Source organism: Pseudomonas sp. B3G-3, assembly GCF_028640915.1.
In the GTDB taxonomy this organism is placed as follows: domain Bacteria; phylum Pseudomonadota; class Gammaproteobacteria; order Pseudomonadales; family Pseudomonadaceae; genus Aquipseudomonas; species Aquipseudomonas chlororaphis_I.
On the sequence record NZ_JAQZAB010000121.1, the window covers coordinates 170,583 to 184,797 of the forward strand.

Here is a 14,215-nt window from a genome sequence, read left to right on the forward strand (position 1 = left end):
TACCTCAAATCACGATCAGGTCGGCTTGCAGCGCGCCGGCCTGTTTCAAGGCTTCGAGGATCGCCATCAGGTCGCCCGGTGCCGCGCCGACCTGGTTCACCGCACGCACGATCTCGTCGAGGGTGGTGCCCGGGCCGAACTTGAACATCGGCTTGGCTTCCTGCTCGGCGTTGACCCGCGAACGCGGCACGACCGCGGTCTGGCCGTTGGACAGCGGACCCGGCTGGCTGACGATCGGGTCTTCGGTGATGGTCACGGTGAGGCTGCCGTGGGTCACGGCGGCTGGCGAGACCTTGACGTTCTGGCCGATGACGATAGTGCCGGTACGCGAGTTGATGATGACCTTGGCCACCGCCTGACCCGGATCGATTTCCAGGTTCTCGAGGATCGACAGGTAGTCGACGCGCTGGCTCGGATCGAGCGGCGCGGTAACACGGATCGAACCGCCGTCGATGGCCTGGGCCACGCCCGGGCCGAGCATGTCGTTGATCTTGTCAACGATGCGCTTGGCGGTGGTGAAGTCGGAACGGTTGAGGTTCAGGGTCAGGCTGTTGCCCTGGTTGAAACCGCTCGGCACCGCGCGCTCCACCGAGGCGCCGCCCGGGATGCGACCGGCCGACGGAACGTTGACCGTGATCTTCGAACCGTCACGGCCCTCGGCGTCGAAACCGCCCACCACCAGGTTGCCCTGGGCGATGGCGTAGACGTTGCCGTCAATCCCCTTGAGCGGCGTCAGCAGCAAGGTGCCGCCGCGCAGGCTCTTGGAGTTACCGATGGAGGACACGGTGATATCCACCTGCTGCCCCGGCTTGGCGAACGCCGGCAGATCGGCACTCACCGATACCGCCGCGACGTTCTTCAACTGCACATTGCCGGAACCCGGCGGTACCTTGATGCCGAACTGCGACAGCATGTTGTTGAAGGTCTGCAGGGTGAAGGGTGTCTGGGTCGTCTGGTCGCCGGTGCCGTTAAGCCCGACCACCAGGCCGTAGCCAATCAACTGGTTGGAACGCACGCCGGAAATGCTGGCGATGTCCTTCAGCCGTTCGGCGTGAGCGTTGCAGGCCGCCGAGAGCAACAGCGCGGCCAGCATGAGGCGTTTGAAATTCAACGTAGCCACCTAGAAAGGGAACAGCGGGCTGAGGAAGAAACGGTCGAACCAGCCCGGCTGGCTCGCATCGGCAAAGGCACCGGTACCCGAATAGGTGATGCGCGCGTCGGCGACGCGGGTCGAGGACACCGTGTTGTCGGTGGCGATATCGTCGGCACGCACCAGGCCGGCAATCCGCACCAGCTCGTCGCCGGTGTTGAGGGTCAGCCACTTCTCGCCGCGCACGGCGATGATGCCGTTGGGCAACACGTCGGCCACCGTCACGGTGATCGAGCCGGTCAGGCTGTTGCTCTGGCCGGACTTGCTGTCGCCCTTGGTGGCCCGGTCGCCGCTGTAGCCGACATCGAGGCTCAGGTCACCGCTACCTATCGGGTCATTGGTGCTCAGGCCGCCACCGAAAAACGAAGTCAGGCCGATGCCGGTCTTGCTGTTCTTGTCGATCTGCGAGTTGGCGTTCTTGCTCGCCTGGGTCCGCTCGTTGAGGGTGATGGTGATGATGTCGCCCACGCGGAACGCCTTGCGGTCGCTGTACAGGTTCTGCTCGAAGCCGGCCTGGTAGATCGAGCCGTTGTTGGCCGCAGCCGGCAACGGAGTACGCGGCAACACCGGAGCGTAATACGGGTCATTGGGCTTCGGTGGCGGGGCCACGCAGCCCGCGAGCACGACGAACCCACTCAGTGCGAGAACAGATACAAAGCGATTCATGACCCTACCTCATGGTGCTGCAGGCGGCCGCTGGGCCGCCCCTAGGACTTGATTACAGATTCTGCGTGACGAACGAGAGCATCTGGTCGGCGGTGGAGATCACCTTGGAGTTCATCTCGTAGGCGCGCTGGGTGGTGATCATGTTGACCATCTCCTCAACGGTGCTGACGTTGGAGGTTTCCAGGGTGTTCTGCAGGGTGGTGCCGAAACCGTTGAGGCCCGGGGTACCGACTTGCGGCGCGCCACTGGCGGCGGTTTCCAGGAACAGGTTGTTGCCCGTCGCTTGCAGGCCGGCCGGATTGATGAAGTCGGCGGTCTGCAGGTTGCCGATCACTTGCGAGGCCGGGTTGCCGGCGGTGGTGATCGAGACGGTGCCGTCCTGGCCCACGGTGAAGGTCTGGGCATCGTTCGGTACGACGATCGCCGGTTCCAGCGCGAAGCCGTTGGCGGTGACGATCTGGCCATTGGAGTCCAGGTGGAAGGTGCCGTCACGGGTGTAGGAAGTGGTGCCGTCCGGTTGCAGGATCTGGAAGAAACCGCGGCCGTTGATGGCCATGTCCAGCGGCTGCTCGGTGGTCTGCAGGCTGCCGGCGGTGAAGTTCTTCTGGGTGCCGACGATGCGCACACCGGTACCCAGCTGCAGGCCCGACGGCAGCTCGCTGTCCTGGGTCGACTGGGCGCCAGGCTGACGCTTGATCTGATACAGCAGGTCCTGGAACTCGGCGCGATCACGTTTGAAGCCCGTGGTCGAAACGTTCGCCAGGTTGTTGGAAATGGTGGTCAGGTTAGTGTCCTGGGCGGACAGACCTGTTTTGGCAACCCACAGAGCCGGAAGCATTCGATTCTCCTCGTGCGCCTGTTTTACGGCGCGACGTACTGGTAATTAGCTGATCTGCAAGACCCGAGCCATGGCCTGGTCGTCTTCTTTGGCGGTGTTCATCATCTTGATGTGCAGTTCGAACTGCTTGGAGAGCGCCAGCACCGAGGTCATTTCCTCGACCGCATTGACGTTGCTCGACTCGAGGAAACCCGAGACCAGTTGCACATTGGCGTCAGCCGCTGCCGGCTTGCCGTCCTTGGTATGGATCGAACCGTCCAGCCCCTTGGTCATGTTCTTCAGGTCCGGGTTGACCAGCTTGATGCGGTCGACCTCGGCCATCACCCGTGGGCCTTCGCCCATGGCGCGGATGCTGATGGTGCCGTCCTGGCCGACTTCCACCTGCTGCTCCGGCGGCACGGCGATCGGGCCGCCGTTGCCGATCACCGGCATGCCGTTGCCGGCACGCAACACGCCCAGGGCGTCGATATTCAGGCTGCCGGTGCGCACGTAGCTTTCACCGCCATCCGGGGTCTGCACGGCGATCCAGCCATTGCCGCTGACCGCCACGTCGAGGTCGCGACCGGTTTCCACCAGCGAGCCCGGGGTGAAATCGGTAGCCGGACGCTCGGACATGGCAAAGGCCCGCGCCGGAAAGCTGTCACCAAACACCGGCATCGAACGCGCCTGCTCCAGGTCGCGCTGAAAACCGTTGGTGGAGATGTTCGCCAGGTTGTTGGCATGCGCCTTTTGCGCCAGCGCATTCTGGCTGGCACCGGTCATGGCCACATAAAGGTACTTGTCCACAGTCTTTCCTCTGCATGTCGGACGTTTGCCGTCCACCGCTGTACTGCTGAGCCATAAGCAATAAGCGCACCAACTTGTTTTTCGGGCGGCCGAAGGCAGGAAATCCGGGAGCTTGAGGGCGATCGAAGGAAATCGAGCGATTGTGTCAAAGACGAAAAACCGGCGCAGATATGCCGCTTACGGCAAGGCTCGGCCTCTGCAGCGCAACAAGGCTCTGTAGCCGCTGCCGCAGGCTGCGATTGACTGCGAAGCAGACGCCAACCCCATACCCGCGATCTGATCGAGGTAATGCGATGCCAGCCTTGCGAGCCCTTCGGACTCGATCGCAGCCTGCGGCAGCGGCTACAAGAGTTCAGCTCTCGCCAGCGCCCTTGCCCACTTCGTATTCGCGCAGCTTGTTGGCGATGGTGGTGTGCGACACGCCCAGGCGCTTGCCCAGCTGGCGGCTGCTGGGGTGCTCGGAATACAGGCGTTCGAGGACGGCCTTTTCGAAGCGCCCGACGATGTCGTCGAGGCCGCCTTCCAGGGAGAAGTCGCCAAGGGGTTGGCGCACGCCGTAGTCCGGCAGGCGGATGTGTTCGGCCTTGACCGTGCCGCCGTCGCACAGGGACACCGCCTGGAACAGCACGTTTTCCAGCTGCCGCACGTTGCCTGGCCAGTGGTAATGGCTGAGGCGCTCCATGGCCGCCGGCGCCAGCTTGGGCAAGGCGCAGCCGATCTGTCGGCTGGCCTGGTCGAGGAAGTGCTCCACCAGCGGCGTCAGGCCGTCGAGGCATTCACGCAACGGTGGAATATGCAGGGACAGGACATTGAGCCGGTGATACAGGTCCTGGCGGAACTCGCCGCGGGCGCACAGTTCCGACAGGTCGACCTGGGTCGCGCAGATCACCCGCACGTCCAGGTACACCTCTTCGTCGCTGCCGACCCGACGGAAGCAGCCATCCTGCAGAAAGCGCAGGAGCTTGACCTGCAAGCGCGGGCTCATCTCCCCGACCCCGTCGAGAAACAGCGTGCCGCCGGCGGTCAGCTCCAGCAGCCCGAGCTTGCCTTCGGCCCGGGCGCCCTCGAAGGCCCCCGGCCCGTAGCCGAACAGCTCGGTCTCGGCCATGGATTCCGGCAGGCCGGCGCAGTTGAGCGCCATCAGCGGCGATTGCCCGCGCGGGCTGGCCAGGTGGCAGGCGCGCGCCAGCAGTTCCTTGCCGGTGCCGGTTTCGCCCTCGATCAATAGCGGCGCGTCCAGCGGTGCCATGCGCCGCGCTTCGCGCACCACCGCGGCCATGACTTTCGAGCTCTGGAAGATGCTGTCGAAGCCGCGCAACTCCTGCTTGCGCACGTTATAGATGCGCTCGCCGACCCGATCCGCGCGGTGCAATGTCAGCACCGCGCCGGCCATGGCCTCGCTGTCGTCGTGCTCCGATTGCAGCGGCGCGATGTCCGCCAGAAACACGTCACCCTTGACCTTGACCCGCAGGCCGTTGATCCGCGACTTGTTGGCCCGCACCAGTTCCGGCAGGTCGAAATCCTCGGCATAGCGCGACAGCGGAATCCCCGGCACCTCGTCCACCCGCACGCCCAGCAGCTGCGCCGCCGCGCGGTTGGCGGCGACGATGGAACCGCCCATGTCGATGGACAACACCGGGAATTCCAGCGCCCCGAGCAGGGCATTGAGCTCCATGTGCCGCCGCTCGCTGGGCATCAGCCCGACCCGCTTGACCCCGAACACCCCGGCGATCGACTCGAACTTCGGCCGCAGCGCCTGGAACTGCAGGTTGATCAGGTTCGGGCAATGCAGATAGATGGCATTGCCATGCTCGCCGCCCACCTCACCCCGGGCGACGTTGATGCCGTACTCCACCAGCAGGTTGAGAATGTCGCGCAGGATGCCGATGCGATTCTGGCAGTGGACTTTGATACGCATAAAGGAAAGGCCCGAAACAGGTAATGGAGGGCGTGAACGCCAGAAAGCGGCGTTTTTGGCACCATCCGACACGAACTTTCTGCGGTGTGGCGCAGATAATCGTCAAGATTATGTGACAGTCACCGGCCTTTTCAAATCGACTATTCTCAGTAATAGCGGACCTGCGACGCTTTCGTAACGAAAACTTTACGAAATCAGCCCCGATCTGCCCATTACGTTCACGTCAACCTGCTGCATGGGCTGCAACCTTGGGTTATCTCTAGCGTCAACTGATAACAAGAAGCAGCCCCTGACAGGAGAGCAGCATGAAGCAGACGCAGTACGTGGCCCGCGAGCCCGACGCGCAAGGTTTTATCCACTACCCCGATGAAGAACACGCGGTGTGGAACACCCTGATCACTCGTCAGCTGAAAGTGATCGAGGGTCGCGCGTGCCAGGAATACCTGGACGGCATCGAGAAACTCGGCCTGCCCCACGACCGCATCCCGCAGCTGGGCGAAATCAACAAGGTGCTGGGCGCAACCACCGGCTGGCAGGTAGCCCGGGTACCAGCGCTGATCCCCTTCCAGACCTTCTTCGAATTGCTCGCCAGCAAACAGTTTCCGGTCGCGACCTTTATTCGTACCCGCGAAGAACTGGACTACCTGCAAGAGCCGGACATCTTCCACGAGATCTTTGGCCACTGCCCGCTGCTGACCAATCCCTGGTTCGCCGAATTCACCCACACCTACGGCAAGCTCGGCCTGCAGGCCACCAAGGAAGAACGGGTGTACCTGGCGCGCCTGTACTGGATGACCATCGAATTCGGCCTGCTGGACACCCCGCAAGGCCAGCGCATCTACGGCGGCGGCATCCTCTCCTCGCCGAAGGAAACCGTCTACTGCCTGTCGGACGTGCCCGAACACCAGGCCTTCGACCCGCTGGAAGCGATGCGTACCCCGTACCGCATCGACATCCTGCAACCTATCTACTTTGTGCTGCCCAACCTCAAGCGCCTGTTCGACCTGGCCCATGAAGACATCATGGCCCTGGTGCACCAGGGCATGCAGATGGGCCTGCACGCACCCAAGTTTCCGCCCAAACCCAAGGCGGCCTGAGCACCCAGCCCTCGCGCAGCGCTCATAAAACCCGTAATTTCCAACAAGAACCGATTTCAGGAACCCACCATGACCGCTCTCAACCAAGCCCATTGCGAAGCCTGCCGTGCCGATGCCCCACAAGTCAGCGACGAAGAACTGCCGGTGCTGATCAAGCAGATCCCCGACTGGAACATCGAAGTGCGCGATGGCGTCATGCAGCTGGAAAAAGTCTTCCTGTTCAAAAACTTCAAATTTGCCCTGGCCTTTACCAACGCAATGGGTGAAATTTCCGAGGCAGAAGGTCATCATCCTGGCCTGCTCACCGAATGGGGCAAGGTCACCGTGACCTGGTGGAGCCACTCCATCAAGGGCCTGCACCGCAACGACTTCATCATGGCCGCTCGCACCGACGAAGTGGCCAAGACCGCAGAAGGACGCAAGTAATGCATTTCGACGCCATAGGCCGAGTACCCGGCGACCCGATTCTTGGCCTGATGGAGGCCTATGCGTCGGACAGCAACCCACGCAAGTTCGACCTCGGCGTCGGTGTCTACAAGGATTCCCAGGGGCTGACGCCGATCCCCCGGTCGGTCAAGCTGGCCGAGCAGCGCCTGGTCGACCGGCAGACCACCAAGATCTACATCGGCGGCCACGGCGACGCGGCCTTTGGCAAGGTGATCAATGAACTGGTGCTGGGCGCCGATTCGCAGCTGATCACCGAACGACGCGCCGGCGCCACCCAGACTCCGGGCGGCACCGGCGCGCTGCGCCTGAGCGCCGACTTCATCGCCCACTGCCTGCCGGGCCGTGGCGTGTGGTTGAGCAACCCGACCTGGCCGATCCACGAAACCATCTTTGCCGCCGCCGGCATCCAGGTCAGCCACTACCCTTACGTCGGCAGCGACAATCGCCTCGACGTCGAGGCCATGCTGGCGACCCTGAACCAGGTGCCCAAGGGCGACGTGGTGCTGCTGCATGCCTGCTGCCACAACCCCACCGGTTTCGACCTGAGCCACGACGACTGGCATCGGGTACTGGACGTGGTGCGCAGCCGCAACCTGCTGCCGCTGATCGACTTCGCCTACCAGGGCTTCGGCGACGGCCTGGAGCAGGATGCCTGGGCGGTGCGCCTGTTCGCGACCGAACTGCCCGAGCTGCTGATCACCAGTTCCTGCTCGAAGAACTTCGGCCTGTACCGCGACCGCACCGGCGCACTGATCGTCTGCACCCGGGACGCGGAAAAGCTGCTGGATGTACGCAGCCAGCTGGCCCACATCGCCCGCAACCTGTGGTCCACCCCGCCGGATCACGGCGCCGCGGTGGTCGCCACCATCCTCGGCGACCCGGAGCTGAAAAGCCTCTGGGCCGACGAAGTGGAAGCCATGCGCCTGCGCATCGCCCAGTTGCGCTCGGGCCTGGTGGAAGCGCTGCAACCCTTCGGCCTGGCCGAACGCTTCGCTCACATCGGCGTGCAACGCGGGATGTTCTCCTACACCGGCCTGACGCCGGAACAGGTCGCCACGTTGCGCAACCAGCACAGCGTGTACATGGTCAGCTCCGGCCGGGCCAACGTCGCCGGTATCGACGCCACCCGCCTGGACCTGCTGGCCGAAGCCATCGCCGAAGTCTGCAAACACTGAAAAAAGCTATCGCGGGCAAGCCTGGCGCCTACGGATGTCACCTGATTCCGTAAGCGCGAGGCTTGCCCGCGATGCCGTTAAAAGCCCCCCGTCCGATGAAACTCCTTTCATCCTAAAACCCCAGATAAAAATCTTTTTGTCATTTCCAGTGCTGTATCCTGCCCAGGCTTTTTAAAAGCGCGGATCTACCCAGCGATTAAAAAACAGACTTTGCGAGGAGCAACGAACATGCACGAGATTCCTAATCTCCCCTTCCCAAGCCTGCACGAAACTGAGCAGACAACCCCGCAACAAGCCGGCGCCCAACAGCCCGAGCCGAAAGAAGCCGCCTCCAGCCACAAGGCCGGCAGCGAAGACTGACCGCAACACCCAGACAGTGTGGAAAGCGCTCTTTGATGCGCTTTCCACACCGCCTGAAACCCGCTTTCGAGAACCGCCTCCATGACCGACACCTTCAGCGAAACCCAAGCCAGTGTGCTGATCGGCACCGCCGAAAAAATGATCGAGATCTGGAACCGCCTGACGCCGGAAAAACAGGCCGCCCTGCTGGCGCGCTTCGGTACCCAGGAAAACGCCCTGGCCGCCCTGGTCACCACGCAATTGCTGGCCCCAGCCCAAGCCTGAGCCCGCGGCGCGCAAAAACTTGCGCCAACCCATCGATTTCTCCACCTGAATCGTTTCAACCCTCGGTATCATAAGCAGCCTATCTATCTCTGCCGCGTCCGTGGACCTTTCCCATGCCAGATACCCAGCGCCCCTTGGCGGTCACGCTGCAAGTCGTCTCCATCGTCCTTTTCACCTTTATCGGCTACCTGAACATCGGCATCCCCCTGGCCGTGCTGCCGGGCTACGTGCACAGCGAGCTGGGCTTCGGCGCGGTGATCGCCGGGCTGGTGATCAGCGTGCAATACCTGGCCACCCTGCTCAGCCGCCCCTATGCCGGGAAGATCATCGACAACCTGGGCAGCAAGCGCGCAGTGATGTACGGCCTGGCCGGCTGCGGCCTGAGCGGCGTGTTCATGCTGCTGTCGGCATGGCTGAGCAGTTTGCCGGTGCTGAGCCTGGCCAGCCTGCTGGTCGGGCGCCTGGTGCTGGGCAGCGCCGAGAGCCTGGTGGGCTCGGGCTCCATCGGCTGGGGCATCGGCCGCGTCGGCGCGCAGAACACCGCCAAGGTGATTTCCTGGAACGGTATCGCCAGCTATGGCGCGCTGGCCGTCGGCGCGCCGCTGGGGGTGTGGCTGGTGGATCGCCTGGGGCTGTGGAGCATGGGCGTGAGCATCATCCTGCTGGCGCTCCTCGGCCTGGCGCTGGCCTGGCCGAAACGGGCGGCGCCGATCGTTGCCGGTGAGCGCCTGCCATTTATCCATGTCCTGGGCCGGGTATTTCCCCATGGCTGCGGCCTGGCCCTGGGCTCGATCGGTTTTGGCACCATCGCCACCTTCATCACCCTGTATTACGCCACCCAGAACTGGTCCAACGCAGTGCTGTGCCTGAGCCTGTTCGGCGCCAGCTTTATCGGCGCGCGCCTGCTGTTCGGCAACCTGATCAACCGCCTCGGCGGCTTTCGCGTGGCGATCGCCTGCCTGTCGGTGGAAACCCTGGGCCTGCTGCTGTTGTGGCTGGCGCCGGATGCCCACTGGGCCCTGGCCGGCGCGGCGTTGAGCGGCTTCGGTTTCTCCCTGGTATTTCCGGCACTGGGGGTGGAAGCGGTCAACCTGGTCCCCGCCTCCAGCCGTGGCGCGGCGGTGGGCGCCTATTCGCTGTTCATCGACCTGTCGCTGGGGATCACCGGACCGCTGGCCGGGGCGATTGCCGCCGGTTTCGGCTTTGCCTCGATCTTCCTGTTCGCCGCCCTCGCGGCCTGCAGCGGTTTGCTGCTGAGCCTGTATCTGTACCGCCAGGCGCCGAAGTATCGCGAGGAGCGTGACGGGCGTTAGTAATCGACCTTGCCGCGGCCGGCCTTGATGTTGCCGCGCTTGCTCTTGGATTCCAGGCGCCGAGTCTTCGAGCCCAGGGTCGGCTTGGTCGGGCGGCGCTTCTTCTCCACCTTGATCGCATCGAGGATCAACGCCACCAGGCGCTCCAGGGCATCGGCGCGATTCTGCTCCTGGGTCCGGTATTGCTGGGCCTTGATGACGATCACCCCATCGCTGGTAATGCGACTGTCGCGCAGCGCCAGCAGCCGCTCCTTGTAGAACGGCGGCAGGGACGAGGCCGGAATGTCGAAGCGCAGGTGCACCGCGCTGGAAACCTTGTTGACGTTCTGCCCACCCGCGCCTTGCGCGCGAATGGCGGTCAACTCGATCTCGGCATCCGGCAGATGCACGTTGTTGGAAATCACCAGCATGGAAAAGGAATCCGCTTTCAGGGCGTTCAGGATACCGCGCCTGCGGATTTGCAGCGCCCACAAAAAACCCGGCCGAGGCCGGGTTTTCCGTTACCGCGCGGGTATCACTTCAGCGAAGCGTTGGCCGCCTGCAGGCTGTGCTGCGCGCTGCGCTTGTTCTTGATGCCGTAGCAGACCCACATGAAGGCAACCCAGACCGGAATCGCGTACACCGAGATCTGGATGCCCGGGATCATCAGCATGATGCCGAGGATGAACACCACGAACGCCAGGCAGACGTAGTTGCCGTAGGGGTACCACAGCGCCTTGAACAGCGGCGATTGTTTCGTGCGGTTCATGTGCTGGCGGAACTTGAAGTGCGAGTAGCTGATCATCGCCCAGTTGATCACCAGGGTCGCGACCACCAGCGACATCAGCAGCTCCAGGGCGTGCTGCGGGATCAGGTAGTTGAGCACCACGGCGACGAAAGTCACCAGCGCCGAGGCCAGGATCGACATCACCGGCACGCCGCGCTTGTCGATCTTCGCCAGGACTTTCGGCGCGTCGCCCTGCTCGGCCATGCCCAGCAGCATGCGGCTGTTGCAGTAGGTGCCGCTGTTGTACACCGACAAGGCCGCGGTCAGGACCACGAAGTTGAGGATGTGCGCCGCGGTGTCGCTGCCCAGCATCGAGAACACCTGGACGAACGGGCTGCCGCTATAGGCATCGCCGGAGGCATTCAGGGTCTCCAGCAGGCTGTTCCACGGGGTCAGGGACAACAGCACGACCAGGGCACCGATGTAGAAAATCAGGATGCGGTAGATCACCTGGTTGATGGCCTTGGGAATCACGGTCTTCGGCTTGTCGGCCTCGGCCGCGGTAAAGCCGAGCATCTCCAGGCCACCGAAGGAGAACATGATGATCGCCATGGCCATCACCAGGCCGCTGACGCCATTGGGGAAGAACCCGCCGTGTTCCCACAGGTTGCTCACCGAGGCCTGCGGGCCGCCGTGACCGCTGACCAGCAGGTAGCTACCCAGGGCGATCATGCCGACGATGGCCACCACCTTGATGATCGCGAACCAGAACTCGGCCTCACCGAAGACTTTGACGTTGGCCAGGTTGATCAGGTTGATCAACACGAAAAACGCCGCGGCCGAGGCCCAGGTCGGCACCTCCGGCCACCAGTAGTGCACGTACTTGCCGACCGCGGTCAGCTCCGACATGCCCACCAGGATGTACAGAATCCAGCAGTTCCAGCCCGACAGGAAACCGGCGAAACCGCCCCAGTACTTGTGCGCGAAATGGCTGAAGGAACCGGCCACCGGCTCTTCGACGATCATCTCGCCGAGCTGGCGCATGATCATGAAGGCGATGAAGCCGCAGATGGCATAGCCGAGGATCATCGACGGCCCGGCCGACTTGAGCACGCCAGCGGAGCCCAGGAACAATCCGGTACCGATCGCGCCGCCCAGGGCAATCAGTTGAATATGGCGATTTTTCAGGCCGCGTTTCAGCTCGCCTGAATGCGAGTTTTGTCCACTCATGAAAAGGGTCTCACGCAAGGTTTGATGATGTTCGATAGACGTTGCAGCCGACAGCAGGCTTAAGCAGCGCGGATCAAACCCCAGCGCAGGCACCAGGAGTTCAGCGTTTGTTTAACGGTCATGCGTCACCTGTTTGTTTTTATCTGTGACGAAATCGAACCCACCACGCTTGTGACGCGGCGGAGTGAACAAGGCGGATAGCCTTGAGATTATTGGCCCTGGGAGCGTGTCTCGAGCATTCGAGCCAGGGCTCGTCATGCGTCGAAAGCAGTCGTTGGGGCGCAAAATGCGCGGATACGCAGTTGGGTCACAGTTGAAACGCCGCGCATTGTACACCCCTGACTCCCCGCCGCCAGACGCGGCTTATCAGCGCGTCGGGTGCCGGAATCGCACGGGGCCTGCTCGATGCTTGGCATCGGCGGCAAGGTTCGGGACAGACCCGTCGGGGTCGTCGACGAAGGTACGACAGCAATCGCCCTTCGGAGGGAATCGGTTGAGGTGAGCCACGGCGTACATTGCGCCTCCTTCTTGTTATGCACCTGCACACAGGCATGGGCTGCATCACACCCGCCTTGAGGCCGCGGAACAAGCGGCTTGGAGCCCGACGGCGGGCAATATCCAGGCAGCGCCGGAAGGTTTTTCTTACAGCGCTGGACGAGGCTCGATTCCATGACTCGATAGCGGTTTTTTCGTCAGTATTTCTTTACAAGGCGGAACGTATTCTTTCCACTTCAGATCGGCATCCGCGGCGACTGCAAATTGACGGCCAGCGGTTTTTTATCTGTCTGTTCGCTCAGCTTTTTGTTTTTTCTTGATAATTTTTCAACACAAAAACAGAACAAAAAGTTCAATAAAAATATTTCAATTATTTTTTTGCATTTCAAAAAACCCTGGACTAGGTTTCCAGCCACTTGCCGGACCACACCCCCGGCAAGCCGAGCGGCCACGTTGAAGCAGCTGGGGTTTTCAAGCACTCCCCGTGGAACACCCGAGCCGTCTCACCGACTGCTTTTATCCGAAAAAGTCATCTAGGAGATTCACGATGCAAGCACTGGAAAAAGACTTGGACACTGAACTGCAACTGGACGATTGGTTTGAAGCAGCGACCCACGAGGCCGCGGTGGAAATGATGCAGGCCGATGCGGTAGTACCGTTCGGCACGGCGATGTGGCCTTTGTAAAAACGGCCATCAGGCAGGAGCGGCCCGGCGGTCGCCCCTGCCTCCACTCGCTGTCCGTCAGGGAGGATCCATGGACAACACCGCTGCCATCCGGCATTTCCTTTACTACCTCGAACACCATCCAGCCCTGGCCGACCGCCAGAGCGCCAGGGTCCTGATCGGCCACACCGCCGAATACACCGCCACCAGCGCCGCCATCATCGAGCAGGCCAGTGAGCCCTTTTGCTTCACTGCCCTGCGCCTCGACCTCGAGCCCACCTCGGTGCTGACCCAGGCCATCGCCGACTGCGATCTGTATATCTTCTTCTACGACTCCTCCACCCTCTCGCCGCCCCGCCCGCAAGGCCCGGAATTCATCCAGGCGCTGCAGGGCGTGATGGCCGAAAACTGGAAGAAATCGCTGCTGTTCAAGGACTACGGCGACTACTTCTACGACACCTTCAGCGTCGAGCCGCAACGCATCGCCGAGCTCAACGCGACCCTGATCCAGCATATGTCCAAGGCCACCACCCTGAGTTTTCGCGACGACCACGGCTCGTACTTCGAAGCGCCGCTGGACAGCATCAAGAAGTGGACCAACATCAACGGCGTGGGCAACTACGACCTGGCGCCCGGAGAAATCGCCAGCCACAGCGAGGCCATCAATGGCCGGGTGAAATTCGTCGGCACCTTCCTCGGCACCATCCCCTTCGCGCGCAAGTACGGCGTGCTGCAATCGCCGCTGGAACTGTGGATCGAGAACTCCACCATCAGCCACATCGCCACCGATGTGCCGGGACTGGCGGAGGACTTCAATAAATACCTGGATGCCAACCCGTCCAACCGGCGCATCGAGGAACTGGGCATCGGCACCAACGAAGGGGTGAAAGACCTCTACGCGCGCAACTCGGGGTTCGAGGAACGCCATTGCGGCCTGCACCTGGGGCTGGGCGGCGGTGCCAAGGGTAGCCATCACCTGGACCTGATCTTTGCCAGCGGGGTGCTGGCGCTGGACGACAAGCCGGTGTTCGATGGCAGGTTCGTGTTCTGAGCCAACGAGGGTGTCGATATCGATTCCGCTATCGCGAGCAAGCTCGCTCCTACAG

15 protein-coding genes are annotated in these 14,215 nt (G+C 62.5%); 8 read left to right on the forward strand and 7 right to left on the reverse strand.

The window, feature by feature from the left end; genetic code table 11:
- Window positions 1-4 precede the first annotated feature (4 nt).
- The 5 genes from PVZ80_RS25055 to PVZ80_RS25075 all read right to left on the reverse strand — a co-directional run bounded on the left by PVZ80_RS25055 (window position 5) and on the right by PVZ80_RS25075 (window position 5,358).
- Window positions 5-1,093, reverse strand: a complete 1,089-nt coding sequence (locus PVZ80_RS25055) for a flagellar basal body P-ring protein FlgI (RefSeq protein WP_053268480.1) — start codon at window positions 1,091-1,093, stop codon at window positions 5-7.
- Between the two features lie 27 nt (window positions 1,094-1,120).
- Window positions 1,121-1,816: a flagellar basal body L-ring protein FlgH gene (gene flgH, locus PVZ80_RS25060; RefSeq protein WP_009047673.1), complete on the reverse strand. Its 696-nt coding sequence runs from the start codon at window positions 1,814-1,816 to the stop codon at window positions 1,121-1,123.
- Window positions 1,817-1,868: 52 nt separating this feature from the next.
- The gene (gene flgG / locus PVZ80_RS25065; RefSeq protein WP_009047672.1) at window positions 1,869-2,654 is read right to left on the reverse strand and encodes a flagellar basal-body rod protein FlgG; all 786 of its coding nucleotides are present in this window, start codon (window positions 2,652-2,654) and stop codon (window positions 1,869-1,871) included.
- Window positions 2,655-2,699: 45 nt separating this feature from the next.
- Entirely contained in the window at window positions 2,700-3,440 is a 741-nt protein-coding gene (locus PVZ80_RS25070; protein WP_009047671.1) for a flagellar basal body rod protein FlgF, read from the reverse strand.
- A gap of 352 nt (window positions 3,441-3,792) precedes the next feature.
- The gene (locus PVZ80_RS25075; protein WP_009047670.1) at window positions 3,793-5,358 is read right to left on the reverse strand and encodes a sigma-54-dependent phenylalanine hydroxylase transcriptional regulator PhhR; all 1,566 of its coding nucleotides are present in this window, start codon (window positions 5,356-5,358) and stop codon (window positions 3,793-3,795) included.
- Between the two features lie 305 nt (window positions 5,359-5,663).
- Between PVZ80_RS25075 and phhA the strand changes: the two genes are divergently transcribed.
- From phhA to PVZ80_RS25105, 6 genes are all read left to right on the forward strand, one after another.
- Window positions 5,664-6,455 carry a phenylalanine 4-monooxygenase gene (gene phhA, locus PVZ80_RS25080; RefSeq protein WP_007930098.1) on the forward strand — a complete coding sequence of 264 codons (792 nt, stop codon included), beginning with the start codon at window positions 5,664-5,666 and terminating at the stop codon, window positions 6,453-6,455.
- A gap of 69 nt (window positions 6,456-6,524) precedes the next feature.
- Window positions 6,525-6,881 carry a 4a-hydroxytetrahydrobiopterin dehydratase gene (locus PVZ80_RS25085; protein ID WP_007930096.1) on the forward strand — a complete coding sequence of 119 codons (357 nt, stop codon included), beginning with the start codon at window positions 6,525-6,527 and terminating at the stop codon, window positions 6,879-6,881.
- The gene (locus PVZ80_RS25090; RefSeq protein WP_273828151.1) at window positions 6,881-8,077 is read left to right on the forward strand and encodes an amino acid aminotransferase; all 1,197 of its coding nucleotides are present in this window, start codon (window positions 6,881-6,883) and stop codon (window positions 8,075-8,077) included. Before PVZ80_RS25085 ends, PVZ80_RS25090 begins: the two co-directional genes overlap by 1 nt.
- Before the next feature lie 228 nt (window positions 8,078-8,305).
- On the forward strand, window positions 8,306-8,437 hold the full coding sequence (locus PVZ80_RS25095) for a hypothetical protein (protein WP_273864719.1): 132 nt from the start codon (window positions 8,306-8,308) through the stop codon (window positions 8,435-8,437).
- An 81-nt stretch (window positions 8,438-8,518) separates the two neighbouring features.
- Window positions 8,519-8,701: a hypothetical protein gene (locus tag PVZ80_RS25100; RefSeq protein WP_025805162.1), complete on the forward strand. Its 183-nt coding sequence runs from the start codon at window positions 8,519-8,521 to the stop codon at window positions 8,699-8,701.
- Between the two features lie 113 nt (window positions 8,702-8,814).
- Window positions 8,815-10,014, forward strand: coding sequence for an MFS transporter (locus PVZ80_RS25105; RefSeq protein WP_124307923.1), 1,200 nt, complete (start codon window positions 8,815-8,817; stop codon window positions 10,012-10,014).
- On the opposite strand, the gene arfB is transcribed toward PVZ80_RS25105, so the two are convergent.
- The gene (gene arfB / locus PVZ80_RS25110; RefSeq protein ID WP_029526192.1) at window positions 10,011-10,424 is read right to left on the reverse strand and encodes an alternative ribosome rescue aminoacyl-tRNA hydrolase ArfB; all 414 of its coding nucleotides are present in this window, start codon (window positions 10,422-10,424) and stop codon (window positions 10,011-10,013) included. The genes PVZ80_RS25105 and arfB overlap by 4 nt on opposite strands.
- A gap of 104 nt (window positions 10,425-10,528) precedes the next feature.
- The gene (locus PVZ80_RS25115; RefSeq protein ID WP_016702274.1) at window positions 10,529-11,950 is read right to left on the reverse strand and encodes an amino acid permease; all 1,422 of its coding nucleotides are present in this window, start codon (window positions 11,948-11,950) and stop codon (window positions 10,529-10,531) included.
- Window positions 11,951-12,992: 1,042 nt separating this feature from the next.
- Between PVZ80_RS25115 and PVZ80_RS25120 the strand changes: the two genes are divergently transcribed.
- The gene (locus tag PVZ80_RS25120) at window positions 12,993-13,130 is read left to right on the forward strand and encodes a hypothetical protein (protein ID WP_007930088.1); all 138 of its coding nucleotides are present in this window, start codon (window positions 12,993-12,995) and stop codon (window positions 13,128-13,130) included.
- A 70-nt stretch (window positions 13,131-13,200) separates the two neighbouring features.
- Window positions 13,201-14,160, forward strand: a complete 960-nt coding sequence (locus tag PVZ80_RS25125) for a leucyl aminopeptidase (aminopeptidase T) (RefSeq protein WP_041987072.1) — start codon at window positions 13,201-13,203, stop codon at window positions 14,158-14,160.
- The last annotated feature ends 55 nt before the right edge of the window (window positions 14,161-14,215 follow it).

Bases quoted from the DNA above. Each gene is read 5' to 3' on its own strand.
- PVZ80_RS25120 (WP_007930088.1), top strand. From the start codon at position 12,993: ATGCAAGCACTGGAAAAAGACTTGGACACTGAACTGCAACTGGACGAT.
- PVZ80_RS25115 (WP_016702274.1), bottom strand. From the start codon at position 11,950: ATGAGTGGACAAAACTCGCATTCAGGCGAGCTGAAACGCGGCCTGAAA.
- PVZ80_RS25100 (WP_025805162.1), top strand. From the start codon at position 8,519: ATGACCGACACCTTCAGCGAAACCCAAGCCAGTGTGCTGATCGGCACC.
- arfB (WP_029526192.1), bottom strand. From the start codon at position 10,424: ATGCTGGTGATTTCCAACAACGTGCATCTGCCGGATGCCGAGATCGAG.
- flgG (WP_009047672.1), bottom strand. From the start codon at position 2,654: ATGCTTCCGGCTCTGTGGGTTGCCAAAACAGGTCTGTCCGCCCAGGAC.
- PVZ80_RS25085 (WP_007930096.1), top strand. From the start codon at position 6,525: ATGACCGCTCTCAACCAAGCCCATTGCGAAGCCTGCCGTGCCGATGCC.
- phhA (WP_007930098.1), top strand. From the start codon at position 5,664: ATGAAGCAGACGCAGTACGTGGCCCGCGAGCCCGACGCGCAAGGTTTT.
- PVZ80_RS25055 (WP_053268480.1), bottom strand. From the start codon at position 1,093: ATGCTGGCCGCGCTGTTGCTCTCGGCGGCCTGCAACGCTCACGCCGAA.
- PVZ80_RS25105 (WP_124307923.1), top strand. From the start codon at position 8,815: ATGCCAGATACCCAGCGCCCCTTGGCGGTCACGCTGCAAGTCGTCTCC.
- PVZ80_RS25090 (WP_273828151.1), top strand. From the start codon at position 6,881: ATGCATTTCGACGCCATAGGCCGAGTACCCGGCGACCCGATTCTTGGC.
- PVZ80_RS25095 (WP_273864719.1), top strand. From the start codon at position 8,306: ATGCACGAGATTCCTAATCTCCCCTTCCCAAGCCTGCACGAAACTGAG.
- PVZ80_RS25125 (WP_041987072.1), top strand. From the start codon at position 13,201: ATGGACAACACCGCTGCCATCCGGCATTTCCTTTACTACCTCGAACAC.
- flgH (WP_009047673.1), bottom strand. From the start codon at position 1,816: ATGAATCGCTTTGTATCTGTTCTCGCACTGAGTGGGTTCGTCGTGCTC.
- PVZ80_RS25075 (WP_009047670.1), bottom strand. From the start codon at position 5,358: ATGCGTATCAAAGTCCACTGCCAGAATCGCATCGGCATCCTGCGCGAC.